We start from the raw sequence: 26,999 nt of genomic DNA on the forward strand, positions 1-26,999 counted from the left end.
TTTTTAAATCTGCTTCATCGTAATATCCAAAGTGGAAATCCGGTAGGCGATTTGGCGGGGGGTCATGTTCAGCAAACGGGCGGCTTTGGCTTGTACCCAACCGCTTTGCTCCAACGCGGCGATGACCCGTTCGCGGTCATCAAGGTTTTCATCATTAAAATCAACGGATGGCAGTTTTTGCGGCTTGGCGTTCAGTCCGGCTTGTGCGACTACATTTTCCAAGCCGGTATTGACCATCACATCACGGTCGATGCTACCGTTAGGGCTCATAATCGCCGCCCGCTCCAAGCAGTTGGCCAGTTCCCTGACGTTACCAGGCCAATCATGCTTCATCAGAATACGGATGGCGCTTTCTTTGATCTCCAAAGGCCGCCCGCCCTGTTGCTCGGAAATGCGGCGCAGCAAAAACTCCGACAGTTCGGGGATATCTTCGCTACGGTCACGCAAAGCCGGCATGTGAATAGGCATGACGTTAAGACGGTAATATAAATCCTCACGGAATTTGCCTTGGGTTACCTCTTCTTCAAGATTACGGTTGGTCGCGGCAATAATGCGCACATTGACCTTAATGGTTTGCGACCCGCCGACCCGCTCAAACTCGCCTTCCTGCAGGACCCGCAGTAACTTGGCTTGGAAAGAAGCCGATATTTCGCCAATTTCATCCAAGAATAAAGTGCCGTTATTGGCCAGTTCAAAGCGGCCTTTGCGTTGGCTGATCGCCCCGCTGAACGCACCTTTCTCATGACCGAACAGTTCCGATTCCAACAAGGTGTCCGGCAAGGCGGCACAATTGAGTTTGAGGAATGGCCCGCTGGCGCAACCGGAATTGAAATGGATGGCGTTGGCGACCACTTCCTTACCCGTGCCGGATTCGCCGCGCACTAAGACAGTGGTATTCCATTTGGCGACTTGCCGGATCAGGTCGAACACTTTCAGCATCGGTGGCGAATGGCCGATAATATTCTCAAAGCGGTAGTTTTTTATCAGTGCCTGTTTAAGCTGGTCGCGCTCGCTTTGCAGATGCAGTTGCTTGCGTTCGATAACCCGCAAGACTTTGACGCTTTGCGCAATCAGGTTAGCGATCATCTCCAAAAAGCGGGCGCGTTCGCCTAAAAACAAACTGTTATCGGGCTGGGCCGCCAACACGCCAATCGTGTCGCCTTGTTCGATGTAAATAGGCGAGCCGATAAACGGCAGTTCCGGGTCATATAAGCCTAAACGGCCTAAGAAACGCGGCTCGTCTGCGACTTTCTCTACCACCAGGGTACTGCCAGCATCCAGTATTGCCCCCATTAGGCCTTCACCAGACTGATAACGGATAGGCTGCTTAAGCGGGCTGCTCGCATCGGTGTGTACCACACTGACAATCAGGCTGTTACTTTCTATTTCCTTAAGGGTGATCATGCCAGAACGCATCCCCGAGCGTTTATGCAACAATTCCAGCACGGCTTGTAATTTGGCGTGCAGATCATGGGTGCTATTGAGGATTTGGCTGATCAGATACAAGGTATCCAGCTCCGCTTCAATCAGTTGGGTGCGATCAAGCATCAGATTAGTCCTCCAAGCTCCTGTCTATGTAAAGGGAAGCTGATTTTGAAGCGGCAGCCTTGCTCATAATTAGGGTCTATATCAATAAACCCCTGATGTTGGCTGACAATTTCCTTCGCTATCACCAAGCCCATGCCCGCTTTTTGTCCGCCCATTGCCCGGGTCGTGTAAAAAGGCTCAAAGACTTTACTGCGTTTTTCTACAGGAATGCCCGGCCCTGTATCCTCAATATGTACATAGATCAGATCGGCATCGGCATAGGTGCTGATTTTTATACGTTGTTCGGTGGAGTTTCCAAAACCGACCGCCTCAATGGCGTTATCTAATAATTGGTTGAATAATACCCGCAAACGGCTTTCAGAACCTAAAATATTCGGCAGTTCCGCCAGCGGTTGCCAATGCACGTCAATGCCGTTACTCCAGATACGTTGGTCGCTGAGCAATAATACTTCATGAAGAATCTGGTTAAGGTTGACCGGAATGATAGCGGTTTGGAGGATTTCAGGGATACAGTTTTGCATGGTCGCAATCGCTTCTTCACCCGATTGCTGGATTTGTTGCAAAATTTGCAGCAGTCCAGGATTTTGCCCATCACCTTTGTGCCGTAAAATTTGCTCAGCGGCTTTGATTTGATTCATCGGCATGTGGATTTGATGGATAGCCCCCAATAACGTTTCACGGATGCTGCGTACCCGTTCATCTTCGGACATTAAGGTTTTTAAGGTTTGGATATTCAATTCCTCCATTTGTCGCCGTTGCCGGGTAATGTCGGTAATAGTCAGGATAAGATATTGCTTAGAAGCGTTTTCAAAAAAACTGTCGGCATGGACTTCGTTTTCCTTAAACCAATTGCCCGCGCAGGAAAACCAGCGCGACCTACGCCCAGCTTTGCCTTCCACCCTGAATTCACGGTTATTAAAACCTTTCTCGTTCGCTTGCAGGTCTGTCCATAAGCCGCCCATTTCCTCACGCAATAACTGTAAAAAATAGGCGGCAGGCTCACCTTTGTCCAGGTCGCTGACTAGTATTTTATAATTGTGATTGTCCAGTATCACCTTGTCTTGATCATCAATGACCACCATGGCAATCGGAGAAGAATTAATCACCGATTCTATCAGTAATTTTTGGTTAATGACTTTTTTATCCGCTTCATGAGCCTGGGTAATATCATGGTGCATCCCGATATAATGGCTGACCGCACCTTGGGCATTGAGCATAGGCGCGATGGTCAGGTTGGCTATATAGCGATGCCCTGACTTATGGCGGTTACATAAAGTGCCACGCCAGACTTTTTTGCTGCGGATGGTATGCCATAAGTCGTAGTACACCGTTCTGGGTGTGCGTTTGTCGGAGAGTATAGATTCGTTTTTGCCGAGAATATCTTCTGGCTGGTAGCCCGTGACTCTGGAAAACTCTTCATTGACGTAAAGGATTTTGGCTTTTTTGTCGGTGATGGAAATGGCGATGGGCACTTGCTCCACCGTCTCGACAAACAAGCTGTAAGGCATGGTGCCACCATTAAGGCCATCCGCATCGGTAAACAAATCAGGGATCAGTTCGCCAATGACGTTTGCCATATTGGTATGCGCCTGTAAAAACAGTAAAGAGGATTTTTTCATATGACGGCCTAGTCTGAAGAAGCTATAGATAATTATTAAGCAATTTTAACGCCAGTAACGGCATGGTGATGGCCATAGCGTAAGCTAGATGGATGACTTTTGGGTGTTTGTCAAGCAGATAAGCTTGCCAGTCTTGCCCCCTATTACTCTGCCCTTACTTGCACAATTATTCAAGCACTACTTATAGTTTGTCGGGTTTGCGACAAAAACTTTCTTTCCGTCTTGTCCGGTGTCCTACTTAGAACAGCTGAACCCTGCCCATTATCAGGCTTATGTAGCTGTTTAGCGGAGCAAATGGAGTTTTAACCCTATTGGCATGGTTACTGCTTTTAATTAAGCAAAGCCCTATCAATCGTCTGGACACTACAGTGAGTGAATATCTGCTTCTTCTATTAGGCACAGCATTGGTGAACAACGTCGTGCTGGTCAAATTTCTAGGTTTATGCCCGTTTATGGGGGTGTCGAAAAAACTCGATTCCGCTTTAAGCATGGGGTTGGCGACGACTTTTGTGCTGACCTTGGCGGCCATGACCAGTTGGTTATTGGAACATTTTATCTTAGCGCCGCTGCATATTGAATTTTTGCGCATCTTAGCCTTTATTTTGGTGATCGCCGCCGTCGTACAGTTTACCGAAATGGTTGTGCATAAGACTTCACCCGTACTCTATCAGATTTTAGGCATTTTTTTGCCGCTGATCACCACTAATTGTGCGGTATTGGGCGTGGCGTTACTGAATGTGCAAGAGCAATACGGTTTTATGCAAAGCCTGATTTTCGGTTTCGGCTCCGCCCTAGGCTTTACCTTGGTGATGGTGTTGTTTGCAGGCTTACGCGAGCGTCTGGCTGTGATGGCCGTTCCGGTATTGTTTGCCGGCACCCCTATCGCCTTTATCACCGCCGGGATCTTATCTTTGGCTTTTATGGGCTTTGCAGGGCTTTATACTAAATGAGTACACCGTCAACAAAAAGCGACAGGAAAACAGCATGTATGTGTTATACGCCATTGTCAGTTTGACTTTATTGGGGCTGGTGTTAGGCCTTGCGTTGGGGATTGCCGGCAAATATTTAAAAGTTGAGAGCAGTCCGCTGGTGGATGAGCTGGAAGCCATGTTGCCCGGTTCGCAATGCGGGCAATGCGGCTTCCCTGGTTGCCGTCCCGCTGCCGAAGCCTTGGCGGAAGGTAATGCGCCGGCGACCATTTGCCCGCCCGGCGGCAGTACCTTAGCGGAACAGATTGCGGCACTTTTGGGCTTGGATCTGGATTTAAGCGCGGTCAAAGAACCGGAATTGCTGGTCGCTAGAGTCAGTGAAGCCACCTGCACGGGCTGTACCCGTTGCTTTAAGGTTTGCCCCACCGATGCCATTGTCGGTGCCCCGAAACAAATCCATGCCGTGGTTGCCGATGCCTGCATAGGCTGTAAAAAATGTGTTGAGGTCTGTCCAACCGAATGCCTGCAAATGCACCCGATCGAAATCACGTTGCGTAATTGGCGCTGGGCCAAGCCCACCATCAACCCTGCGGGTAACGCCTTATGTTAAGCTTCTTTACCAAACCGCGTATCCGTGGTGGTGTCCATGCCGAAGAACACAAAGCCATTACGGCGACCCAAGCTATCGTCACTGGTTTCCCGTTGCCGAAAACACTGTATATTCCCCTCCAGCAACACGTCGGCAAACCTGCCGAACCGCTGATTAGGGTAGGCGAACAGGTTTTGAAAGGGCAATTGCTTGCCTACAGCCAAGGCTTGATCTCTGCCCCTGTCCACGCGCCCAGTTCCGGGGTGATTCTGGATGTCAATGACTACCCTGCCCCGCACCCGTCCGCTCTGCCTATCCGCATGATTGTACTGGAAACCGATGGCAAGGATCAATGGCTGGAGCTACCTGCCGTGGCTGACCCGTTCCAGTTAGCCCCCGAAGACATCAGCTTGCGGGTGGGGGCGGCCGGCATTGTCGGCTTGGGCGGGGCAACGTTCCCGACTGCCGTCAAGCTGAATATGGGGCGGGAAAACCATATCGACACATTGATTATCAACGGTGCGGAATGCGAACCCTATTTAAGCTGTGATGACCGTTTGATGCAGGAGCGTAGTGACCAGATCATTGACGGGGTGCGGCTGATGCTGCACGGCATGGAAACCGGGCAGGCCATAGTGGCGATTGAAGATAATAAACCGCAAGCTTTTAATGCTATGCTGGCATCGGCGCAGGCTTATCCTAAAATTACCGTGATACAAATCCCTACCCGTTATCCTATGGGCTGGGATAGGCAACTAATCGGTTATGTGACAGGCCGCGAAGTGCCGGTAGGTTCACGTTCTTCAGAAGTCGGCGTAACCATCCATAATGTCGGCACCGCTTATGCTACGCATAAAGCGATACGCTATGGCCAGCCTTTGGTTAGCCGGGTGCTGACCGTCTCCGGCGGCGCGGTGGGGCGGCCTATGAATGTGGAAGTGCCTTTGGGGACATTAATCTCCGAAGTGTTTGACTTTTGCGGTGTCGATGCCGGGCAAACTGCCCGTATCATTATGGGTGGCCCCATGATGGGCGACGCCTTGCCGCATACTGGCTTGCCGACCGTCAAAGCCACCAGCGGCCTGTTGGCCCTAACTGCCAGCGAGCTTAAAAATACCGATGAACAACCGTGTATCCGTTGCGCCAGTTGCGTCAGCGTCTGTCCTGCTGGATTGCGGCCTTTAGATATGGCGAATAATATCCGCGTCAACCAACTGGATGCCGCTGTTGATATAGGCCTGAAAGACTGTATCAGTTGCGGTTGCTGCTCCTATATTTGCCCGTCCAATATCCCTTTGGTGCAGTATTTTAAATATGCGTCCGGCGAAGTCGCCGCCCGGCAACAAGCCCAACACAAGTCTGAACAAACTAAACGCCTGATGGAAGCGCGTAACACCCGTCTGGAGCGTATCGCCGAGAAACAGCGCGAAGAAGAACAGGCGCGTATCGCCGCCAAATTGGAACGGGAACGCCTGAAAGCCGAGCAGGAGGCCAGCGTATGATGATACTCAGCAAACCTAACAGCGGTGCCCACATTGGCGCTAACAGAAGTGTCCGCCAGATTATGTGGCAAGTCATCTTGGCCTTATCGCCCGCCACCGTCTTTGGGCTGTGGTGTTTTGGCTGGCCTGCCCTCAACCTGTTTATCATTACCGTCACCTCAGCACTATTTTTTGAAGCGTTCTGTATCCGCTTGCAAGGCCGGGCGGCTAAGCCCGTGCTGATGGACGGCTCGGCATTACTGACCGGATGGCTGTTGGCGATGACCTTGCCGCCGTGGGCGCCGTGGTGGATAGGTGTGGTCGGTTCCGGGCTCGCCATCATTTTAGGCAAGCAAGTCTATGGCGGCTTGGGGCAGAATTTGTTTAATCCGGCGATGTTGGCGCGGGTGGCCCTGTTAATTTCCTTCCCTATTGAAATGACCACTTGGGCGAACGTTTCGCCGCTGTTCTTTAGTCATTCGCCGGGGCTGGCCGAGAGCTGGCATATCACTTTTTCAGGGTTGGATAATCTGGACGCTTACACCGGGGCGACCACCCTAGGCTATATTAAAACGGAATTTTCGCAAAACCGCGTTTTAGCGGACATTATGCAAGATTATTCGCCGATTCTGAGCTTTATTGGCTGGAGCCGTGGCAGCTTGGGCGAAGCCTCAACGCTATTGCTGGCTTTAGGCGGTATCTGGTTGATCCGCGCCAAAATCATCACTTGGCATATTCCGGTGGCCTTACTGGCGACTGTCACCGTCTTGGCCAGTATTTTCCATTTGGCCGATAGCCAACATTATATCAGCCCCTTTGTGCATCTGAATTCGGGGGCAATGATGTGTGTGGCTTTTTTCATCGCCACCGATTATGTCACCTCTCCTAACACCGCTACCGGGCAATTGGTGTTTGGCGCGGGTTGCGGCTTATTGATTTTCGTTATCCGCACTTGGGGCGCGTATCCCGAAGGCGCCGGTTTTGCGGTGTTGCTGATGAATTCGGCGACCCCGCTGATCGACCACTATATCCGCCCGCGCATTTACGGACGTGACCGCAAAGGCAAGCCGCTGGAAATCCCCAAACCGTAACGTCCCCCTTGCTGACAGAGCGCACACCATGAAACCAGAACCCTCCCTGACCGAACGCCTCACCGTGCAAGCCGCTTACTATTGGGAGTGGCTAAAGCGTTGGCTGGAACCTGCGCACTTGGCACAGTTACGGCCTTTGCTGACTTTTCAAACCGGCATCTTGGCAGGTTTTGCCTTGCTTGCCAGTGTGTTGTTGGGTTTGACCAATTGCAGCACCCAAGACTTGATCCAACAGCGCTTGGACGATGATTTAAAAGCCTCGTTGGCCGAAGTGCTGCCTGCCGACATGTACGATAATAACCTGCTGCAAGACACCAAGACCATCCCGTCCGACACCTACAATATCGCCGCGAATGAGACTTTGGTGTATCTGGCGAAAAAATCCGGCAAAGTCACCGCCGTTTGTTTCAAGCTGACCGCCCCCGACGGTTATTCAGGGGCAATCAACATGATTATGGGCATAGACCGCGACGGCGCTGTCTTAGGGGTGCGTGTCTTAAGCCATAAAGAAACGCCGGGCTTAGGCGATAAAATAGAAGTCGGCAAATCCAATTGGATACTCGACTTTGTCGGGCGTTCTTTAGAAAACCTGAACGCCGCACAATGGGCTGTAAAAAAAGATGGTGGCGTGTTCGATCAATTTGCCGGTGCCACCATCACCCCGCGCAAATCCGTCCAAGCTATTTATCGTGGCCTGCAATTGTTTAAAGCCCACCAAGCAGAACTTATTAACCCTTAAGTCGAGGACTAGGCCATGTTTCTATCAGAAAACTACCGAAAAATCGCCAGCGACGGTATATGGAACAATAATATCGTCTTCGGGCAAAACTTGGCCTTATGTCCGCTGTTGGCGGTCACAGGAACGGCAACGAATGGCTTAGGCATGGGGTTGGCGACTCTGGTGGTCATTACCGCCTCGAACGGGCTGATTTCCCTGACCCGCCATTTAATTCCCAGCGAAATCCGCATCCCGATTTTTGTCTTGCTGATTGCCGCCTTAGTGACGCTGGTGGATATTTTAATGAACGCCTGGGCGCATGAGTTGTATAAGGTGCTAGGCTTATTTATTGCCTTGATCGTTACCAACTGCGCCCTATTAGGCCGTGCCGAGGCCTTTGCTTCCAAACAACCTGTCAAAGAGTCCTTATGGGATGGCCTAATGATGGGCTTAGGTTTCACGCTGGTGTTGGTCGCCTTAGGGGCGGTGCGGGAAATCAGTTCGGCAGGTACTTTATTCGCCCATGCCTCGGTTTTGCTGGGCGAATCGTTCCGGTTTTTGGAAGTGACGGTCATCTCCGACTATAAAGGTTTTTTACTGATGGCCTTACCGCCCGGCGGCTTTATTATGCTGGCGTTTTTAATTGTCGGCAAGCGCCTGATTGACCAAAAGCTTGCGCAAAGAAAAGTGCCTGCCGAGGTGTTAACCCCAGCGATTATTGATTAAGAGGTGCCATTATGAATGTCGGAGTCTGTTACGCCGAAGTGGATAGGCAATTATGGATGCGTTTGGAAGTACCCGAACACAGTACCGTTGAAGAAGCCATTAACTTGTCGGGCGTATTAAAACTTTATCCAGAAATAAACTTAGCCACCCAAAAAGTCGGCATCTTCGGCAAAATCGCCACCCTGAGTACGCCTGTACAAGATGGTGACCGTGTAGAAATCTATCGGCCTATCACCGCCGACCCGCAACAAGTGCAGCGGCGGCGACGTTAGTTTTTGCTTACTTTAAGCGAAAAATATGATAACTAGCCCGCAAAAGTAAAAAAAATTATCTTAAACCGCTAATAAAAAGATACAATCCTCTTTAGCGACTCAAAATAAACCGTAAGTTGTTAATTATTAACATGAAAAATGGTATTAATCCACAAGATGCCAAACTTGTTTTTTAGCGTCTGCCCGGAATTAGTTGAGTCTGCTTAAGCGCATATCCAGGATAAGGCCCTGCCGCTTTGTCCTAGAGTGCCCATAATAATTAGAGGAGTATAAGCGATGAAAGATAAGCGATTTGATTTTAAGGCCTTATCCAAGGCGACAGCTGTGGCCGCACTCATGGCCGCACCATGGTCTGCCGACGCAACCGTCACCACCTTCCCGCAAGGTTGGTCGGTCAGCGACAAAACCCAGTTTTATAGCCTAGACCAAGGTTCCGAACTGATGCCGTTAAACTGGATGGTCGCGTTAAAGCAAGCCGATGGCCGCCCATTTATGGCGGACAGCCTTAGCCGTTACGGGTATTTGCCTAATGAAGCCAGCGTCCAACATTTACCAATAGGCTTTACCGTAGCCCACGCGGGTGACCAAGGCCAAATGTTGGGCATGACCTGCGCCGCTTGCCATACCCGGCAGATAGAGGTTAAAGACAGTACCTACCGTATTGACGGTGGTCCGGCTATTGTTGACTTCCAAAGCTTCGCCGCCGATTTGGACACTGCGGTCGGCGTGGTGGTCAATGATGACAAGGCCTTTGCCGAATTTTCTCTGACGGTGTTAGGCCCTGATGCCGACCAGGTTGAACAGCTACAGCTAAAAGCCGATGTCGCGGCGTGGTATCAGCGTTATCATACCTTAATGGATAGGGCTTTGCCTAAAGACAAGCCTTGGGGGCCATCGCGTTTAGATGCCGTGTCCATGATTTTTAACCGCCTGACCGGTTTGGATATCGGCACATCCGCCAACCATATTATCCCCGAAAACATTTATCGTGCCGATGCCCCGGTACGCTACCCTTTCTTATGGAACGCCCCTATCCAAGACATGACCCAATGGCCGGGCTTTGCTGATAACGGCAATAATATTCTAGGCCTAGCGCGTAATTTGGGCGAAGTGTATGGCGTGTTTGGCAGCTTTTATCCGAAAAAATCCAGTTGGCGCTTATTAGGTGTGGATTATCTGCACAAAAACTCTGCCGACTTTAACGGCTTGGATAATGCCGAAAGCTTGATCCGCAAATTGCAGCCGCCTAAATGGCCGTGGGCAGTCGATAAAGACTTGGCAGCGGCGGGTAAAAAAGTATTTGATTTGACTAACGATCAAGGCGGCTGCGTCGGGTGCCACGGCATTACCAAAGGTAAGACCCGCTTTTTGTTACAACAAACGTGGGCGACACCTATCTTAGATGTAGGCACCGATACCAGAGAATATGCCGTCCTTGCGCGTACAGTTAACACAGGCGTGTTGGTCGGTGCGAAAATCCCCGCCCTGACCCCACCGCTCCAGCAAACTGATACCGCCTTTAATGTCCTCGGCCTGTCGGTGATAGGGGCTATTTTGCAACATTATGAATCAGTGGCGGTCACCCCGGCGGTACAAGCGCACCTGACAAAGGATGTGACAAAAGTGGAAGGGCTACTTAACCATATAGAGGCCGACATTTCACCGTTCACGCCGATGACTGCTGATCTTAAAGGCGCGTTCCATCAGTCCGCACCGCAAGCCACCGCCGCCGCTGCGCCTTCTTATGCGTATGAATCACGCGTCTTGCAAGGGATTTGGGCGACCGCGCCGTATCTGCATAACGGTTCGGTACAAAGCTTGGCCGATTTGCTAAAACCTGCTACCGACCGTACGGCGGCATTTGCCATAGGGCCTGAGTATGATCCGGTCAATGTCGGTTTGGCCAGCAAACAAACCAAGTTCGGCTATACCTTGCAAACTACCGATTGCAGCCACCGCGATTCCGGCGACAGCCGTTGCGGACATGAGTTCGGTACCCAACTGTCAGACAGTGATAAAAAAGCCTTATTGGAATATTTGAAAACGCTGTAGGTTTTATCGTCCCAGACTGGCGGATGTCATCTGCCAGTCTGGTTTAAGGTGTTGTTACAAAAATGAGAAATTACGCAGTGAGATAGGCCGAAATTTTGGCTTGAGATGTGTGCGATGGTTGGTATCTATCACTGAAGTTAAGCTTGAGCGGTAAATTAATTCGTAATCTGTATAATTAATGCTTTAAATTCATATGGTTTTGTCTGGCTAAAATAGCTAACAGCCGGATGGAGCTAGAAATTCCGGCTGTTATTTTCCACCCCTAATTAATGATGACTGGTGGCCGTACCGCCTTTGCCATCAGGAATACCGATACTGACGTTTTGCATCATGCCTTGGTCTTCGTGGTCAAGAATATGGCAATGCAGGACGAATTCGCCGATATAACGCTGATAACGGGTACGCACAACAATCGTGTATAGGCCGTTTTGTGCGGTATCAGGCGGAATCAGGCTCTTTATCCACAGCGTATCTTTCCATACACCTTTCAGGCCGGGATATTGTGGGTCTACCGTACCGCCCCCGTTATCGACCGACCCCAAAGCGCTGACATCTTTACCGCTAGGATCAAGGATTTTAACGATTTGGAATGGATTGACATGGATATGGAACGGATGGCTGACAAAATTGGACTGCAATGTCCATTCATCAACACCGCCCAATATCAGGTTACGGTCAATCCGGACCGGATCATAAGGTTTAGGATCAAATTGCGCACCAATGCCATTGCTAACCTCAAATTTAGTCGGGGTAGCGGATGTGTCGATGAAAAATGACAAATCTTGTTTGCCGGTCACTTCGCTATCTTTAATGTCAGGATGAGGGATGAAGCTAGTCAGTTGCAGATTGTTTTTAAGATCGGCGATGATTTTAGGTTTAACGGATGCGGGCATGGTGTATTCGGCGGCGGCCACTAAGGCTGTCGTCAGGTAGTCATGGATGTTAGTAACTGGAATGCCAGAACCTGCCAACACGATACCCAACAATTGTCGGCTTTCTGCGATTTGGCCGGGGCTGCTGCTTGCCGGTGCCGAAGCATCGACCACGCAATAAGAACCGGCTTCTGGAAATACGACCAGCGCATCGTTACGGTAACCGGGCTGTAAGGTGGCCAGGGTCGTTTGTTGGGCGCCTGCCATAGTCAGGCCGTCGGCGGCGATGACGTGATAAGGCACCGGGTCGCCTACGCAATAATCACTGATATAGCGGTCAGCATCGGCAGCTTTTAGGCGATTGGCAGAAGGTGCGCCGACTTTCAGTTTACGGAATTCTAAGCTGATGGTATTGCGTACCCCGGCATGGATAAGCCGCCAGCGTTCGATTTCTCCGGCTTTAGCGTTAAACAAAGGCAAGACCTTGCCGTTAATGCTGGTGTAGCGTCCTGAGTCCGTCCATGAACTTGGGCCGAAATTAGCATAAGACTCAATCACTCCCGTGCTGTTTGTGCAGTCCCAAATATTGCTGGTATTATCGGGGCAGTAATACTGGATTTGTTGTAAAACCAGAATGCGTTCGCTTAAGGAAGCGCCATCCGGTTTTTTCAGCAAGGTATCAATATCGCCGTTAGTTTGTTCGCTAGGTAAACGGTTGCCGCGCACGATCAGTGCCCCGGCCATACCGCTGGAGACTTGCAGGGCAGTAGAGCCATGCCGATGGCTGTGATACCAGAACGTGCCCGACGGGTGGTCAGGGGGGATGTTGTATTCATATTGGAAGCTAACCCCTGGATTGATAGACAGCAGTACGTTATCGCTATTGCCGGTTGGGCTGACCCATAAGCCATGCGAATGCAGGTTAGTGCCGTTGAAGCAATGTGGCGTGTTAACATCGCCCTGTGCATCGGTACAGCTTGGATCGTTAGGCAATTGGTTATTTAAGTTGACACGCACTGTGTCGCCTGGGGAAACTTCTATCGTTGGAGCGACAAACGGGACGTTCGGATTAGTATCCGTCCCCCGGTAGCTGCGCAAATGCACCTTATCGTTGGTGCCGGTCGCCGGATTGTAAAGCATACCATCCGTATAGACGATATTGAGGTCAAGCTGCTTTTCCGTTATGGCGGATCCGGCGGCTTGCGGCACAGCCATTAAACCGAGGCGCGGCGGGGCTTTTCTAAACTTAAGTAAGGGCGGGTTTTCTATAACCCGCTCCCCGTCGGCCCATGAAGGCAAGGCGGATAGGGTAAGATAAGCGGCCATGACCGCAATCATCGCTTTAACTGGCAGCGGTCTGTCAGTTAACGTACTGTTGGGGTTTTTCTTCAGTGTTCTCGACATGTTAATAACCTTTTTATTATGGCCTTTAAAACCATGGCGTTACCACGGCATAAGGCTCTATTAATTATGGAGCCGTTTATAGGACGGGGTAAGCTTGGGCAATTTTTGCCCCCTGTTTATAATGGACATTCGGTTGGGCGGTAAAGCTAACATTACTGGCAGACTCAAACAGGACGATAATGTCAGAACCGCCAAATTGAAAATATGACAGTTCTTCGCCTTTGCGTAAGGTCACGCCCACTTCGGCGGTAATGATGACGGAGGACACTTGCGCCATGCCTATCGGCAGTACCGCCACTAGACCAATCGGGGTATCCAGTACTACTAAGCCACGGGCTTGGGCAAACTGATAGCCGGCATTATCGGGGGCATCGAAGGCACGCTTTCCCACCAAACTACTGCAACCTTCCGGATCATCTTGTATAGGCACTGCCTGCACCTCCAGATAAACCTGCCCTGGAATAACCCGCGCTTCCACAACTTTACCGCCGACTGGGGCATGTTGGCGATGGTAATCGCTCGTGTTAAGAAAGCTGTGCATAAACATACCGTTGGTAAAGCGGTCTTTATAGGGGCTACCTTCCAGCAATTCTTCTATGCGCCAATGCAAATTTTTCACAGTGACTTGTGAATCGGTACGGATTTCCCATTGCCCTGCAAAAGTGGCATCGGCAGGCGAGACAATGACGTGATGGTCGCACAGGGCGGCAACAGGGCGGTAGCCTGGCTTGTAATTGCGGGCAAAAAATTGGTTAAAAGTTTTCCAATCACCGTGCGGACGGAGATAATCGCCCATATTGTAGTTAGGCGACTTATAAAACGAGGCGAGAGACTCGGGGGTCAGCGAGTCTGGGGTATCTAAGAATTCGCCCATGGCTTTGGCATAGTTGACCATCCATGCCGACAAATCCGTCAGAGGAGGCGCTGTATCATGCGGCAGGACTTTATTTTGCAGCCCTAGCACAGGTGGCTGATCAAGAATGAAATAGAATTCGCACAGGCGGTTATAGATTTCTTTGCCAGGGTAGTTTTCGCTTGGGACCCAATAGAGTAATTCGTTCATCCAAGCCAAATAATCTTCGAGGTTTTTTATGTCTCTAATTTGCCTGACGTTTTGTTTATGGGCATTGTTAATAGCTTCATTGAACTGGTCGGCCCACTGGTGGGTGGCGATGAGTTCGGCTAGTTCTTTAACCACTGGGTGTATGGGCTGCATTGCCATATTCTCCTAATAGAAGTAAAAGTTACCAGAACCTTAATAACGAATGCCGAATGGTCAAGGTATTAAGCGTATTAAGGTAGAGGCACAGTTGCCAAAATGACAACTGTCTTTTACATTAGCAATTTATTTTTATAAACTCTATTAGTTATTACCGAATAAAAAGGGAATATTCAACACAATTGTTTTTATTGTCTATATCTTATTGATTTTTATTGTTTGTTCTGTTCGCAATAAAAGCAAAAATAGGTAAGCTTTAGTCAGAGAGTAAAAAAATATTTTGTAACCATTCACCTACCCCCACCTTTCGAAAGATGGCAATCTTCCGAAAAGCACCGTAACCTATTGATATTTTCTTTCATAACCACAAAAAAGAGTCAAAATCCGATTCAAATTTTGAAAATTACGCTCAAATAGGAGATGGGAGTAGGTGAACGGTTACGGCATAATTACTGTCTCCAAGAATGCTCCATGGCCGCAATGGTGACATCATGAACAGATTGCTGAGAAACGGGCCGTTAAGCTTACTTTTGCTCGCCCCACTACTGACTAATGCCGCCGCCAGTACGGATGCTGCTACCCAGATTATTGTCATCAAAGCCAGCCGTTTTGCCTTCCAACCCGCCAAAATCGCGTTAAAAAAAGGCCAGACCGTCATTTTAGAGCTGAGCAGCACCGATAAGCGACACGGATTTTTCCTGCCTGATTTTGGTATCCGTGCTGATGTGATGTCAGGCAAAACAGTCCGTATTCGCTTTACGCCCGACAAAATAGGGACATTTATCTCCGTTGCGATATTTTTTGCGGCGATGGCCATGAAGAGATGGTGGGGGAAATTATCGTCCGGCAAGAGCTGTAGGCAGTAATTTAGGCCTTACGTTCCCACGCGGCTTCTTAGCACTTTGGCGGCTTCAACCATACGCGTTAAAGAGGTTCTGACATCCTGCCACTGCCGGGTTTTTAGCCCACAATCGGGATTTATCCATAACTTATCCGCCCCGATCCGCTCCCCGGCTTTTTCCAGTAGGGCGATCATGTCTTCGGTGCTGGGTATATTGGGGCTATGGATGTCATAAACCCCCGGGCCTATTTCGTTTGGGTAGTCAAAACCGATAAAAGCTTCCAATAATTCCATATTAGAACGGGACGTTTCAATGGTAATCACGTCGGCATCCATATCGGCAATGGCGGCAATAATGTCGTTAAACGCCGAATAGCACATGTGGGTATGAATTTGGGTACTGTCGCTGACCCCGCTGGAGCAAATGCGGAACGCCTGCACAGCCCATTCCAGATACGCTGGCCAGCGCGATTGCTTAGGCGGCAAACCTTCCCGGAAGGCTGCTTCGTCGATTTGGATAATTGGAATACCGGCCCGTTCCAAATCGGCCACTTCCTCGCGCAATGCTAAAGCCAATTGGTAGGCGGTAGCCGAGCGCGGCTGGTCGTCACGCACGAAAGACCAGTTCAGCAGGGTCACGGGGCCGGTCAACATGCCTTTCATGGGTTTGTCGGTCAACGCTTGGGCGTATTGGCTCCACCGTACGGTCATCGCCCGTGGACGGCTGACATCACCGTAGATAATCGGCGGTTTGACGCAACGGGAACCGTAAGACTGCACCCAACCATGGGCAGTAAACAAAAATCCCGCCAATTGCTCGCCGAAATATTCCACCATGTCATTACGTTCCGCTTCGCCATGCACCAAGACATCCAGGCCTAAAGCCTCCTGCTCGCGCACACAGAATGCAATGGCTTGCTCCATCTGGTCGATGTAATCAGCCTCGCTAAGCAAGCCGCGCTTAAAATCGGCGCGGGCCTTGCGGATTTCCGGCGTTTGCGGGAAAGAGCCGATGGTGGTGGTCGGATAATCGGGTAATTTAAGCTTAAGGCGTTGTTGCCCGCGCCGGATTGCGAACGGTTGCGCCCGTTGTGCCAAGCTACCATTAAGCGCCGCGACGGCGGCCTGTACGGCGGGATTATGGATAAGCACCGATGCGCGGCGGGTTTGCTGGGCGTTAGCCGCAACCGCCAATTCGGCTTCTGCCGCCTCCGGTTTTGTTAAGGCCAAGCGTAAGGTCGCCAATTCGGCCAGTTTCTGCCGGGCAAAAGCCAACCACGCCTTAATGCCCGGCTCTAAAGCCGTTTCGGCTTCCAGATCAATCGGCACATGCAGCAAAGAGCAGGATGGTGCCAGCCATAGCTCGCCGTGAAAACGTTCCCTAACCGCCGTAATGGTGTTAAGGGCGGCGTTTAAGTCGGTGCGCCAGATATTGCGCCCGTCGATCAGCCCTAAGGACAACACTTTATGGCTGGCGATATTGTCTAGCACCGCCGTTAACTGTTCAGGAGCCCGTACCAAATCAATATGCAGCCCGGCAACAGGCAATTTGCAGACGAATGAAGTCTGCGCCCCCAAGTCGCCGAAATACGTCGCCAACAGCACTTTGACGGGAGCGCTTTGCAGACGGTGGTACACGGTTTCAAAGGCATTGATCCAAGCAGGTGGCAAATCCAGCACCAGAATCGGCTCGTCGATCTGCACCCATGTTACGCCTTGCCCGGCCAGACGGCGCAAAATGTCGCCATAAACGGGTAGCAAGCGGTCGATTAAGTCCAGCTTATCAAAATCGCTGGTGGTTTTTGCCAGCCATAACCAAGTCAATGGTCCTAATACAACGGGTTTCGGTGAATAACCCAAACCTTGCAATTCGGCAGTTTCGACAAACAATTTATCGCTGGACAAGGTGAAGCGTTGCTCCGGCTGCACTTCCGGGACCAGATAATGGTAGTTGCTGTCAAACCATTTGGTCATTTCGCAAGCGCGATAAGGCTTGCCGTCCGCCGCCTGCCCGCGGGCCATCCTGAAATAAGTGTCCAAGCCGCTGGCTGTACCGAAACGTTCAGGAATGACCCCCAACATGACGCTGGTGTCTAAAACTTGGTCATAATAGGAAAAATCCCCCACGGGGATAAAATCCAGGCTGCTCTCGGCTTGCAGATGCCAATGCCGTTCACGGATGGCGGCGGCGACCCGGCTTAATTCCTCCTGACCGCATTCGCCACGCCAATAGCTTTCCAAGGTGAATTTTAACTCACGGTCCGCGCCCAATCGCGGGAAACCGAGGTTGTGAATAGTAACCATCAATAATGCTCCACTTAGTATTTACAAGGAAACACTATTCTAGGACTTGTCATCTGTGAAAAATATTGATAGTTTCTCACTATTTCATGAGGAATATTCATCGGTATGGAATTAATCCATTTGCGCATTTTATTGGCCTTGAAACGGCGCGGCACTTTGAATGCCGCAGCCGAAGAGCTGCACTTGACCCAATCAGCCTTATCCCACCAGATGAAAAATTTGGAGCAACGCCTAAAGGTTGTGCTGTGGCGTAAACAAGGACGTACTTTAGTGCTGACCCAAGCAGGCAGATACCTGTCCGAGGTAGCCGAATCAGTCATTGCCACCGTGACTTCCGCCGAACAGCACCTGAATTTGTTGGCGGTGGGCAAAACCGGGCAACTGACTATCGGCATCGATTGCCATGCCTGTTATGAATGGTTCCGCACCATACTCCAACCGTACCTGCAAGCTTGGCCAGATTTGGCGATTGAAGTGACTTCCCGTTACCGTTTCAATGCCTTCGAAGCTATCCGGCAGTACAAGCTGGATGCGGTGTTGACTTCTGATCCTTTATTTAACGGTGGCCTGCATTACCAGCCTTTGTTTGACTTCGAGCTGGTGCTTATCGTCGCTAAAACCCACCAGTTCGCCGGACTTGGCGAGATTGAGCCGGCCGATCTGCAACAGGAGACCATTTTGACGTATCCGGTCGCCCGTGAGCGCTTGGATATGTTCAGAAAAGTCCTGCAACCTGCCGGTATTGAAGCGCTTGCCCATGTCACCGTCGAAGAAACCGATATTATGCTGCTGCTGGCCGCCAGCCAGCGTGGCGTTTGCCTGTTGCCGGATTGGCTGCTCGCCGATCAGGCCAAACATCCCGATGTGGTGAGTTTACGATTTAAAAACCTACCCTTAACCAAAACCATGTATTTGGCAACACGTCATGAAGACGTGCAACTGGACTATATCCAATGGCTGATTGGCCATGCTGCCCGGACTAGCGCGACGGTCAGGCCAGTGGCCTAAGGAAAGTAAGGGCGGCACTGTGTCAAAATGGCTATTTCATCCCTCACCTATTCGTGACATGATAGCCACTTTTACTGTAACCAATGGGCGTACTGCTTTGCTTCGTCGGCGAACGCAAACATACCCGTTATGTGCTTAAGCTTGAAATATAGATGCCGTCACTCATGAAGCGACATAGAGCGGAGTGCAAAGGTCTTTAGCCTTTTTTGTGAAAAATACAGACTAGCCATGATTTAAAGGAAACCTATAAATTTAAATTTTCAATATATTGATTTTAAAAAGTAAAAATTTTTACATCACTCCATATTGGCATGGTTTTCAAAAAGTCTTTTCTGTCAATGCGTAACTTCTATAATGGTACATTCTTAAAGAGGCCTTTATGATTACCTCAACCGCGACTAAAAATAAAAACTCGACTCTGTTGATCTATCCTTCAGAGCCGTTGGAAATTGATTTCGGCGATCTGCTGAAACCAATGAATGGCGATGATTTTTTCTATTTTTGTCAGCGGCACAAAGATTTGCGGATTGAAATGGATCAGTTTGGAGAAATAACCATTATGTCACCCACAGGCAGTGAAACTGGCGGAATAAACTTTGAGTTAAGTGTAGATTTTGGCGTTTGGGTACGAACAGACGGCACAGGCAAAGGCTTTGATTCTTCAACAGGCTTTATTCTGCCCAACGGAGCCAAGCGTTCGCCAGATTTGTCCTGGATAAAACTGGAAAAATGGCTTGCCATACCCGCCGAAAAACGCAAAAAATTTGCGCCGATTTGCCCTGATTTTGTCGTCGAAATCCGCTCCGAATCCGATTCGCTAACCAAATTGCAAGGAAAAATGGCGGAATATATCGAAAACGGCTCAACGCTTGGCTGGCTGCTCGACGTGAATGATAAAAAAGTCTACATCTACCAACAAAATGTACCCATTCAGATACTGGACAACCCAAGCGAAATATCCGGCGAACCGTTGCTAAAAGGCTTTAATTTGCAGATGAAAGGTATTTTAGGTTAGAAAAACAAACGGACAGAAAAGCATTGCCCGCTTTGCATTATTACAATTTTCTGATTGAACCGGATTATGAGGTATGCTCAATGTTTTATATCCAATTGAGTTGGTATCAACGAGTTTTTGACCACCCATAATCCGGTACAATCAGTTTTTATCGATGCCCTAACTTATTGAGAAGTTACTTTTTATGCTTGTATAAAATTGATTTTAAAAGCTTTTAATTTATATGCGTTTGCCCTGGGGGCAGCGCCAATCCGCTGCAATGACACTATCTTAAACTAGGCTAAATATTGTCTGGACAATGGGGTCTCACTTAACTGAGCGAATATGGATGACAAAAATAATTCTTACCACTGAACAAGATTACCAAACAATTCAAGCTGAGCTCAACGCCGGCAAAAAACCTTCCAAAACCTTGCGGTTTATGGTGCAGGCCTTAGAAAATTACCGCCAAGCCAGAAAATACGGTTGGTCAAGACCTTGGAACAAGTACGGTGTGGTCAATTTCCAAAGCTTTCGCCTAAATGATAGTGATGCTGAACTCCGTCAGTTGGCGGTGCAGGTGATTATGGCCGAATGGCCGCAATTGCCCGATGCTCCGCGCCACTTTATTGATGAACTGTTAAACAGCGCAACAAAGCCTTTAGGATTTATTTTTTTCCAGGAATACACCGACAACGGCCAGCACTTTGAAGGGGTAGTAGTGAGTTATGGGCGCATCAATAAAGACAGTCGCAGACACCGCGACCGCTTGGATCTGATACTAGAATCCCCTGTCAGTCAGGGTATCAGTACCGGCTTAGCCAGATTGAGGATTTATGTCGATCCCTTTAATGACGAGGGCAAAGAACCGTTATGGCAAGGGCATATTGATAAGCCAATACAGCCGGACACTCAGAGGTTGTTTGCCTATCTGGCGGATTTGTCTTGGGTTTGGGCGGAGGATAAGAGCCGTATCTGGCAACATTGGATAACCGATTATATTGATTACTTCGGCCCTAGGCAGTGGGTGATGCAAAAAAGTTATTTCCATATTCCGGGCAATTCTGCGGCACGGGCGGTTTTTGCCGATACGCCTTACGAAAACGAGGCGGCATAACCGGTATGGATTTTGTTATTTCGGTCATCCATCCGGTGGCAGACTTTGCCGAAGCCACGGCGTTTCTCTGCGACACTCTAGGTTTCCAATGCCAACAGGCAACGGCGGAAGCGGTTATTGTTGATAATGGTAGCCTTGCCGTCAGGTTAGTGCCTGCTAAGGATGCTGTACAAAGTAGCTTGCATCTGGAATTGCACAGCCAAAATCTGGCGCTAACCACCGACGCGTTGCTGTCCTTGCCAAATGTCAGCCTGATAACGCGCGACATTACTATCAGCCCGCAACGGCTTGAGAGCCGTATCCAAGGTCCGCAGGGCATTGTCATCATTGTCGCCCAAGCGTTTAACGAAGACGAATTGGAGATTATGCCGCCCTTGCCCATGTCGTTGCTATGGGATGACGATGCGGAACAGTGTGTCAAACAGATGTTACGGCTGACACCGCTGGGTTTCCGCGAAGCGGCAAGAACCCGTATAACCGAGCAAGCGGAAATGTTGGCAGGCGAAGAGGCAGCCATTACTGTCACTATCGCTAACGCCGTCCGGGCTTTGGCGGAGGTCACGCCAGCGTTCCAGCATCCTGCTTTGGTGTCGGCATTGCAACAACACGGCATTGAGCCAGCCCCGCATTTTAATGGGATGGCACAATGATACCGCGTTTATTAAACAAAACCTTACACTGGTACCGTATAGCGTTAGCGATGCGGCGGCTAAAGCGGGTGGACTCACCCACCCGCAGACATGCCCAGCAAACGTTAGCCTTACTCCTTGCCGATTCGCGTGGCTTGGCGATGAAAATAGGCCAAGTCATGGCAGGCAGTGCCGACAACAATGCTTTTCAAACACTGGTCACCAGCATCGAGCCTTTGCCTTTAACCGCCGTACAAAATAGCTTGGGAAAGCCTTTGGCACAAGCCCTACAAGCGATAGAGGAATCGGTAGCGGCGGCTTCCTTAGGGCAAGTCCATCGTGCCCTACTTCATAATGGCACGGAGGTCGCCATAAAAATCCGTTATCCGGGTATTGTCGGCAGTATCAAAGCGGAACTCAAACTCAGTGCTTGGCTACCTAGTGTCGGCCCCCTCAAACGTTGGCAATTTAATGTCAACGATTACAAAACCATCCTACACCGCCAACTCCTGCGCGAAACCGATTACCGCCTTGAAATGCACACCCAGCAGCGTTTTCAACAAACGCTCAGCGTGCCGGGCTTGTTTATTCCGCCAATCTATCCTGAGTTCTGCTCGGAGGCGGTGCTGGTGCAAGCCTGGGCAACAGGCAGCCGTTTCAGCGAGGCGTGTACTTGGTCAAAACAACATAGGCTGGAAATTGGCCGAACCTTATTGATGCTGTTGTGGCAAAGCCTGTTTGTCCATGGCGAAGTGCATGGCGACCCGCATCCGGGCAATTATCTGTTTCGGCTGAATCCGCAGGGCAACGCCGAAACGGTCTTATTGGATTATGGTTGTACGGTAGTGGTCGCCCCGCCACGGCGGCTGGCGTTATTGAAGCTGATGGATGCCTATCATAGCGGCCAGCCGATTGATGCCTTCCGCTGTTTTGTCGCAATGGGCTTTAACGCCGAAAAACTGGCACATTTACAGGTAAAAATGCCCGGACTCTGCCAGATTCTATTGCGGCCCTTCTTATCGCCACGGCCTTTTCAGATGCAAGAATGGCAGTTAAGCACGTCTTTACAGGCTTTGCTGGGCGAACAGCGTTGGTGGTTTAGGGCGGCGGGCCCGGCTGACCTGATGCTGTTGTTACGCGCGTTTCACGGTGTCAGCCAACAATTAGCGCAACTGGATGTCGCCCTGCCGTGGTGGCCGTTGTTGCAAAACGTGGTCGGGCAAGAGCTGTTGGCACAAGCCCGCGCTTTCGAACTGCCTCCCGTTAGTGCGGACAGCCGTTTAAGCGCTAATAGCCACAGCCATGCGCAACGCTTATGTATACGGATGACGGAACACGGAAACACGGTTATCGCTATGGATTTACCCGCCGAAACCGCCGCCGATCTGGAGTCGATTATCCCGTTGTCGGTGCGGGAACAGATAGCGGCTACGACAACCGTTGACGTTGCCGGACTGAGCCGCCGTTTGCAACGTGAAGGCATTGTGCCGCAAGAGCTGTTTAGTGTAAGGCTTGGTCAGCAACATTGCCGGGTTTGGCTGGAGTAAAGGCTAAAAGCCGTTCGGTTCGGCCATAAACGGCTTTAGCCCCCTTAGATTACTAGTGGCTTAACCGCCTAATGCCGGATAATCGGTGTAGCCTGGCGCACCCGGTGTATAAAAAGTCGCGGGGTTGGCCGCATTCAACGCTGCACCCGCTTGGATGCGGGCCGGTAAATCGGGGTTCGCCAAGAAAGCTCCGCCAAACGCCACGGCATCGAGCTTCCGGTCAGTAATCGCGGCGGCGGCTTCGGCGGCATCATAGCCCATATTGCCGATCAGCGTACCTTGATAATGGGTGCGCACCGGGGTCATGACATCGCCGCTTTGTTGTTGGAAAAAATCCCCGCGCATGACATGCAGATAGGCCAGGTCAAACGCATTCAGACGTTGCGCCAACCACGTCACTAAACCCACCGGATCACTGTCGATCATGCTGTTATAGCTGTTCAACGGGGAAATGCGCAAACCTACCCGGTCGCTGCCCCAAACCTCACACACTTGCGCCAGTACTTCCAATAACAAGCGGGCACGGTTTTCCAGTGGGCCACCATAAGAGCCGCTACGTTTGTTCGCCCCGTCGCGCAAAAACTCATCAAGCAAATAACCGTTCGCCCCATGTACTTCAACCCCGTCAAAACCCGCCGCTTGGGCATTTTGCGCCGCCTGCTTAAAGCCTGCGATGATGGCGGGCAACTCATCATCATGCAGTTCGCGTGGCAGCACATAAGGCTGTTTCCCTTCGGGGGTGTGGACTTCGTCACCCGTAATGGCAATGGCGCTGGGTGCGACCGGTTGCGCTCCGGCATTTAATAAGGGATGGCAAGCCCGTCCGCCATGCCAAATTTGCAGGAATATCCGCCCGCCAGCGGCATGGACGGTATCGGTCACATTACGCCAGCCGTCAATTTGGGCGGGGGAATAAATGCCCGGCTCATGCCAGAATGACGAATTACCCGCCATTGTCATGGTCGCCTCGGCAATGATCAGTCCGGCACTGGCCCGTTGGCTATAATAGGTCGCCATCAATTCGCCGGGGATATGTTCGTCTTCGGCGCGGCAACGGGTTAATGGTGCCATCAAGATACGGTTAGGTAGCGTCAGGCTACCGACTTGCAAAGGCTCAAACAAAGTGTGCATAGTTTACATCCCGATTGTGGTGAAAAGTTGGGTAAGAATACGGCGGGTAAATCCCTGTAACCCACGGCCTTAGCTTTTGCTGCTTAAATTCTTGATGATTTCTTCCAATGGCACTAGGTTAAGCTTAATCCTAAACAGCACCTCTTTGTTCTCCAGCAAACCAAAACACTCATAAGTGCGCAGGAGGATGCGGGTATGGTTAAGGGTATTGTCTTTAGATTCGGGTAACTGTTTGACCAACACATGGACTTTATCATTATTTTTTAATTGCTTGACCAGCAGACGGTCAACTGAAATGTCGTGCGAGGTGTACACCATCGGATTGGCTTTAAAATCATGCCGCTCCAACCGGGCTTTTTCCAGCAAAACCCCCGAAGTCAAACTGCACGGAAAAATTTCCGGATAATGGGTAAACTGGGTCAACTCGTCAAAATAATCCGATTGCTCGGCTAAAGAGCCGGACAAAAAGTTTTTGACGTTACCGTTGTGCAGCCATTTACGCTTTAGAAAGAACTCGCTATCCGGTACAAAGGTTTTGTCGGGTAGGCTATTCAAATCCGGCAAGGCACTTAAATCAGTATCGGTCAAAAACAATGGCTCTTGGGTTTCTTTTTTATAACCCAGTAAAATGGTTTTGCCTTGCGATTTTATGCTCACCCGATTGGTCAAGGTCAGCTTAGGGATAGTGCTGATGAGGGTTTTTTTAATGTCTAACGACATTTCTTGCCTAGGTCTTAGGGCATTAACAAAAATGGTCTGGTAATTACTGAAACGTAATTGTTTGTCGGCGATAATCTCATCTTCATGATGCGCTTCACGGTACAAGCGCATTTGGTATTCGATCAGGGTGTTCAACTGAAACCCCAACACTATCGGGCCTTTAAAGGGATTATGGGTAATCTCCAACCATTTATGCTTGTCGTGGAAGAGGTTAAAATCGTCAGAAGCGTTACGGGCCACTTCGATGTGTATTTGTTCAAACGTAAACAAGTTTTCTTTCATCGTCTAATTGTTATTAATTATGGTGCCGCTACGGCTAGGTTGAATTTAGTGGACACTCGGCAAGTTTTGCTTCATCAGGAAGCTATAAAATCACCAGAATTTGGGATTGGCCAGCTAATCTAAATAGTAGCTACCTTAAGGTTTTATAGGATGGAATTATAGCGTGATAAGGTGTTCTGGCATAGGTCATGCCTAAGCAAACCAATCTCTTTAGGCGAAATAACCTTATTTTCTACTCAGTGAAAAGGCTATGGGGGGTAAGAGGTATGTTTTTAGGCCTTACGCTAAGTGCGCAGCTTTTCAGTATTGCATCCACTGTTATACTTTACTTTGCCATTTGCAATGGGCTTCCACGCTACAATAATAGGCGTTTTTTCTACTCTGCAATAATTGTTACCCCGCTACCGCATTACCTCACAGAAATTGCAGCACATCCTGCTGTCATCCGTTAATAAAATAATAGTTTAAATAAAAACAACTGCTTGCAAATAAAATAAACTTGGTATGTTTAGTGCTTTACTACGGATAAGCGGAAACTACCGCCTGCAACAGACGTAAATATTAAAATAAACGGAGCATCAAAATGACTTACTATACGACTAATAGTACACAGGACAGCATTGGCAGCAATGAGGATTTCCACGGTAACGATGGCAATGATGAGCATCATGGTGGTTCAGGCAATGATCATCTGGATGGCGGCACTGGCGATGACAGGTTAAGCGGCGGGGATGGCAATGATGATCTGATCGGTGGCTTAGGTCTCGACTATCTGTATGGTGACAATGGTGACGATACCTTGTCAGGTGGCGATGGCAATGATGCCTTGGTCGGCGGACTGGGTACTGACAAGCTCTATGGCGGCAACGGTGACGATGGCTTGGCTGGTGGGGATGGTAATGACATATTGTCCGGTGATATGGGAGCCGACAAACTTTATGGTGGTAACGGCGATGACGTCTTGGTAGGCGGCGACAACAATGACATTTTACTAGGAGAATTGGGTATTGATAAGCTCTATGGCGATAATGGCGATGATACACTGTCAGGTGGCGAGGGTAATGATGCGTTGATCGGTGGGATTGGTCTCGACAAGCTTTATGGCGGCAACGGTGACGATGGTTTGGCTGGTGGGGATGGTAATGACATATTATCCGGTGATATGGGAGCCGACAAGCTTTATGGTGGTAATGGTGATGATGTCTTGGCAGGCGGCGGCGACAACGATTTTTTACTAGGAGAATTGGGTGTTGATAAGCTCTATGGCGATAATGGCGATGACATTCTGTCTGGTGGTGAGGGTAATGATACGTTGATCGGTGGGGTTGGTCTCGACAAGCTTTATGGCGGCAACGGTAATGACGGCTTGGCAGGTGGGGATGGTAATGACATATTGTCCGGTGATATGGGTGCCGACAAGCTTTATGGTGGCAACGGCGATGATGTCTTAGCAGGTGGGAGTGATAATGATCTGCTGTTAGGGGATTCAGGTAACGACAAGATCGTTGGCGGCTACGGCGATGACCAATTGCTGGGAGGTGATGGTAATGATTTGCTGATAAGTGATGCAGGACATGACCAGTTAGTCGGCGGCACTGGCTCAGACACGTTCAAATTTCTTAGCGAGAGCATCTATCTTGACGATATTATTAAAGATTTTACCAAAGGCCAAGATAAAATCGACTTGTCGGCAATAGATGCCAAAACAGCTACCCTTACCGTCAATGAAGGCTTTACTTTTATAGGTTCACAAGCCTTTAGTAGTGCCAATGCAAGCGGTCAACTACATTTTGATGCCCTTACCCATACTTTATCAGGCAGCACCGATGCCGATAGCCAAGCTGAATTTTCTATCCAATTAACAGGCATAAGCAGCCTATCTGCTAGCGATTTTATTTTGTAACCT

22 protein-coding genes are annotated in these 26,999 nt (G+C 49.8%); 15 read left to right on the forward strand and 7 right to left on the reverse strand.

Annotation, left to right across the window (positions count from 1 at the left end):
- Positions 1 to 3: 3 nt before the first annotated feature.
- Both nifA and nifL read right to left on the reverse strand, forming a co-directional pair.
- Entirely contained in the window at positions 4 to 1,548 is a 1,545-nt protein-coding gene (gene nifA / locus CEK71_RS08050) for a nif-specific transcriptional activator NifA (RefSeq protein ID WP_088618910.1), read from the reverse strand.
- On the reverse strand, positions 1,548 to 3,167 hold the full coding sequence (gene nifL / locus CEK71_RS08055) for a nitrogen fixation negative regulator NifL (protein ID WP_088618911.1): 1,620 nt from the start codon (positions 3,165 to 3,167) through the stop codon (positions 1,548 to 1,550). The genes nifA and nifL overlap by 1 nt, the downstream gene beginning before the upstream one ends.
- 368 nt (positions 3,168 to 3,535) lie before the next feature.
- Here nifL and rsxA point away from each other — a divergent pair, with 368 nt between their 5' ends.
- From rsxA to CEK71_RS08095, 8 genes are all read left to right on the forward strand, one after another.
- Positions 3,536 to 4,117, forward strand: a complete 582-nt coding sequence (rsxA, locus tag CEK71_RS08060; RefSeq protein WP_088618912.1) for an electron transport complex subunit RsxA — start codon at positions 3,536 to 3,538, stop codon at positions 4,115 to 4,117.
- 34 nt (positions 4,118 to 4,151) lie between these two features.
- The gene (rsxB, locus tag CEK71_RS08065; RefSeq protein WP_088618913.1) at positions 4,152 to 4,706 is read left to right on the forward strand and encodes an electron transport complex subunit RsxB; all 555 of its coding nucleotides are present in this window, start codon (positions 4,152 to 4,154) and stop codon (positions 4,704 to 4,706) included.
- Positions 4,700 to 6,187 (forward strand): electron transport complex subunit RsxC, encoded by a 1,488-nt coding sequence (rsxC, locus tag CEK71_RS08070; protein ID WP_088618914.1) that lies wholly within the window; start codon positions 4,700 to 4,702, stop codon positions 6,185 to 6,187. Before rsxB ends, rsxC begins: the two co-directional genes overlap by 7 nt.
- Entirely contained in the window at positions 6,187 to 7,257 is a 1,071-nt protein-coding gene (locus CEK71_RS08075) for an RnfABCDGE type electron transport complex subunit D (RefSeq protein WP_408630488.1), read from the forward strand. The genes rsxC and CEK71_RS08075 overlap by 1 nt, the downstream gene beginning before the upstream one ends.
- A gap of 28 nt (positions 7,258 to 7,285) precedes the next feature.
- Positions 7,286 to 7,996 (forward strand): electron transport complex subunit RsxG, encoded by a 711-nt coding sequence (rsxG, locus tag CEK71_RS08080; protein ID WP_088618916.1) that lies wholly within the window; start codon positions 7,286 to 7,288, stop codon positions 7,994 to 7,996.
- 15 nt (positions 7,997 to 8,011) lie between these two features.
- On the forward strand, positions 8,012 to 8,701 hold the full coding sequence (locus CEK71_RS08085; protein WP_088618917.1) for an electron transport complex subunit E: 690 nt from the start codon (positions 8,012 to 8,014) through the stop codon (positions 8,699 to 8,701).
- Between the two features lie 11 nt (positions 8,702 to 8,712).
- A complete protein-coding gene (locus CEK71_RS08090; RefSeq protein ID WP_088618918.1) occupies positions 8,713 to 8,973 on the forward strand; it encodes an RnfH family protein in 261 nt (86 codons plus the stop codon).
- 276 nt (positions 8,974 to 9,249) lie between these two features.
- Positions 9,250 to 11,025, forward strand: a complete 1,776-nt coding sequence (locus tag CEK71_RS08095) for a di-heme-cytochrome C peroxidase (RefSeq protein WP_198328504.1) — start codon at positions 9,250 to 9,252, stop codon at positions 11,023 to 11,025.
- A gap of 266 nt (positions 11,026 to 11,291) precedes the next feature.
- On the opposite strand, the gene CEK71_RS08100 is transcribed toward CEK71_RS08095, so the two are convergent.
- Both CEK71_RS08100 and CEK71_RS08105 read right to left on the reverse strand, forming a co-directional pair.
- On the reverse strand, positions 11,292 to 13,301 hold the full coding sequence (locus tag CEK71_RS08100; RefSeq protein WP_088618919.1) for a multicopper oxidase family protein: 2,010 nt from the start codon (positions 13,299 to 13,301) through the stop codon (positions 11,292 to 11,294).
- A gap of 76 nt (positions 13,302 to 13,377) precedes the next feature.
- Positions 13,378 to 14,517, reverse strand: a complete 1,140-nt coding sequence (locus tag CEK71_RS08105) for a phosphatidylserine decarboxylase (RefSeq protein ID WP_088618920.1) — start codon at positions 14,515 to 14,517, stop codon at positions 13,378 to 13,380.
- Positions 14,518 to 15,011: 494 nt separating this feature from the next.
- Between CEK71_RS08105 and CEK71_RS08110 the strand changes: the two genes are divergently transcribed.
- Positions 15,012 to 15,386: a cupredoxin domain-containing protein gene (locus tag CEK71_RS08110; RefSeq protein WP_232463784.1), complete on the forward strand. Its 375-nt coding sequence runs from the start codon at positions 15,012 to 15,014 to the stop codon at positions 15,384 to 15,386.
- 8 nt (positions 15,387 to 15,394) lie between these two features.
- On the opposite strand, the gene metE is transcribed toward CEK71_RS08110, so the two are convergent.
- Positions 15,395 to 17,665, reverse strand: coding sequence for a 5-methyltetrahydropteroyltriglutamate--homocysteine S-methyltransferase (gene metE / locus CEK71_RS08115; protein ID WP_088618921.1), 2,271 nt, complete (start codon positions 17,663 to 17,665; stop codon positions 15,395 to 15,397).
- Positions 17,666 to 17,770: 105 nt separating this feature from the next.
- Here metE and CEK71_RS08120 point away from each other — a divergent pair, with 105 nt between their 5' ends.
- The 5 genes from CEK71_RS08120 to CEK71_RS08140 all read left to right on the forward strand — a co-directional run bounded on the left by CEK71_RS08120 (position 17,771) and on the right by CEK71_RS08140 (position 22,960).
- On the forward strand, positions 17,771 to 18,673 hold the full coding sequence (locus CEK71_RS08120) for a LysR family transcriptional regulator (RefSeq protein ID WP_088618922.1): 903 nt from the start codon (positions 17,771 to 17,773) through the stop codon (positions 18,671 to 18,673).
- A 379-nt stretch (positions 18,674 to 19,052) separates the two neighbouring features.
- The gene (locus tag CEK71_RS08125) at positions 19,053 to 19,688 is read left to right on the forward strand and encodes a Uma2 family endonuclease (RefSeq protein WP_198328506.1); all 636 of its coding nucleotides are present in this window, start codon (positions 19,053 to 19,055) and stop codon (positions 19,686 to 19,688) included.
- A gap of 328 nt (positions 19,689 to 20,016) precedes the next feature.
- On the forward strand, positions 20,017 to 20,784 hold the full coding sequence (locus tag CEK71_RS08130; protein ID WP_088618923.1) for a hypothetical protein: 768 nt from the start codon (positions 20,017 to 20,019) through the stop codon (positions 20,782 to 20,784).
- 5 nt (positions 20,785 to 20,789) lie between these two features.
- Positions 20,790 to 21,434 (forward strand): DUF2621 family protein, encoded by a 645-nt coding sequence (locus CEK71_RS08135; RefSeq protein ID WP_088618924.1) that lies wholly within the window; start codon positions 20,790 to 20,792, stop codon positions 21,432 to 21,434.
- Complete coding sequence (locus CEK71_RS08140) at positions 21,431 to 22,960, forward strand: AarF/UbiB family protein (protein ID WP_088618925.1); 1,530 nt, start codon at positions 21,431 to 21,433, stop codon at positions 22,958 to 22,960. Before CEK71_RS08135 ends, CEK71_RS08140 begins: the two co-directional genes overlap by 4 nt.
- A gap of 60 nt (positions 22,961 to 23,020) precedes the next feature.
- On the opposite strand, the gene CEK71_RS08145 is transcribed toward CEK71_RS08140, so the two are convergent.
- Both CEK71_RS08145 and CEK71_RS08150 read right to left on the reverse strand, forming a co-directional pair.
- Positions 23,021 to 24,091, reverse strand: coding sequence for an alkene reductase (locus tag CEK71_RS08145; protein WP_088618926.1), 1,071 nt, complete (start codon positions 24,089 to 24,091; stop codon positions 23,021 to 23,023).
- A 69-nt stretch (positions 24,092 to 24,160) separates the two neighbouring features.
- Positions 24,161 to 25,093: a hypothetical protein gene (locus CEK71_RS08150; RefSeq protein ID WP_088618927.1), complete on the reverse strand. Its 933-nt coding sequence runs from the start codon at positions 25,091 to 25,093 to the stop codon at positions 24,161 to 24,163.
- Between the two features lie 583 nt (positions 25,094 to 25,676).
- Here CEK71_RS08150 and CEK71_RS08155 point away from each other — a divergent pair.
- The gene (locus CEK71_RS08155; RefSeq protein WP_088618928.1) at positions 25,677 to 26,996 is read left to right on the forward strand and encodes a calcium-binding protein; all 1,320 of its coding nucleotides are present in this window, start codon (positions 25,677 to 25,679) and stop codon (positions 26,994 to 26,996) included.
- Positions 26,997 to 26,999 lie beyond the last annotated feature (3 nt).

It is taken from the genome of Methylovulum psychrotolerans (genome assembly GCF_002209385.1).
In the GTDB taxonomy this organism is placed as follows: Bacteria; Pseudomonadota; Gammaproteobacteria; order Methylococcales; family Methylomonadaceae; genus Methylovulum; species Methylovulum psychrotolerans.

What these genes read in the sequence shown, in the direction of transcription:
- CEK71_RS08110 (WP_232463784.1), top strand. Translation starts at nt 15,012, where the DNA reads ATGAACAGATTGCTGAGAAACGGGCCGTTAAGCTTACTTTTGCTCGCC.
- CEK71_RS08145 (WP_088618926.1), bottom strand. Translation starts at nt 24,091, where the DNA reads ATGCACACTTTGTTTGAGCCTTTGCAAGTCGGTAGCCTGACGCTACCT.
- metE (WP_088618921.1), bottom strand. Translation starts at nt 17,665, where the DNA reads ATGGTTACTATTCACAACCTCGGTTTCCCGCGATTGGGCGCGGACCGT.
- CEK71_RS08135 (WP_088618924.1), top strand. Translation starts at nt 20,790, where the DNA reads ATGGATTTTGTTATTTCGGTCATCCATCCGGTGGCAGACTTTGCCGAA.
- rsxC (WP_088618914.1), top strand. Translation starts at nt 4,700, where the DNA reads ATGTTAAGCTTCTTTACCAAACCGCGTATCCGTGGTGGTGTCCATGCC.
- CEK71_RS08105 (WP_088618920.1), bottom strand. Translation starts at nt 14,517, where the DNA reads ATGCAGCCCATACACCCAGTGGTTAAAGAACTAGCCGAACTCATCGCC.
- CEK71_RS08090 (WP_088618918.1), top strand. Translation starts at nt 8,713, where the DNA reads ATGAATGTCGGAGTCTGTTACGCCGAAGTGGATAGGCAATTATGGATG.
- CEK71_RS08085 (WP_088618917.1), top strand. Translation starts at nt 8,012, where the DNA reads ATGTTTCTATCAGAAAACTACCGAAAAATCGCCAGCGACGGTATATGG.
- CEK71_RS08095 (WP_198328504.1), top strand. Translation starts at nt 9,250, where the DNA reads ATGAAAGATAAGCGATTTGATTTTAAGGCCTTATCCAAGGCGACAGCT.
- CEK71_RS08075 (WP_408630488.1), top strand. Translation starts at nt 6,187, where the DNA reads ATGATACTCAGCAAACCTAACAGCGGTGCCCACATTGGCGCTAACAGA.
- CEK71_RS08130 (WP_088618923.1), top strand. Translation starts at nt 20,017, where the DNA reads ATGACAAAAATAATTCTTACCACTGAACAAGATTACCAAACAATTCAA.
- rsxB (WP_088618913.1), top strand. Translation starts at nt 4,152, where the DNA reads ATGTATGTGTTATACGCCATTGTCAGTTTGACTTTATTGGGGCTGGTG.
- CEK71_RS08100 (WP_088618919.1), bottom strand. Translation starts at nt 13,301, where the DNA reads ATGTCGAGAACACTGAAGAAAAACCCCAACAGTACGTTAACTGACAGA.
- rsxG (WP_088618916.1), top strand. Translation starts at nt 7,286, where the DNA reads ATGAAACCAGAACCCTCCCTGACCGAACGCCTCACCGTGCAAGCCGCT.
- nifA (WP_088618910.1), bottom strand. Translation starts at nt 1,548, where the DNA reads ATGCTTGATCGCACCCAACTGATTGAAGCGGAGCTGGATACCTTGTAT.
- CEK71_RS08140 (WP_088618925.1), top strand. Translation starts at nt 21,431, where the DNA reads ATGATACCGCGTTTATTAAACAAAACCTTACACTGGTACCGTATAGCG.
- CEK71_RS08120 (WP_088618922.1), top strand. Translation starts at nt 17,771, where the DNA reads ATGGAATTAATCCATTTGCGCATTTTATTGGCCTTGAAACGGCGCGGC.
- CEK71_RS08125 (WP_198328506.1), top strand. Translation starts at nt 19,053, where the DNA reads ATGATTACCTCAACCGCGACTAAAAATAAAAACTCGACTCTGTTGATC.
- nifL (WP_088618911.1), bottom strand. Translation starts at nt 3,167, where the DNA reads ATGAAAAAATCCTCTTTACTGTTTTTACAGGCGCATACCAATATGGCA.
- CEK71_RS08155 (WP_088618928.1), top strand. Translation starts at nt 25,677, where the DNA reads ATGACTTACTATACGACTAATAGTACACAGGACAGCATTGGCAGCAAT.
- CEK71_RS08150 (WP_088618927.1), bottom strand. Translation starts at nt 25,093, where the DNA reads ATGAAAGAAAACTTGTTTACGTTTGAACAAATACACATCGAAGTGGCC.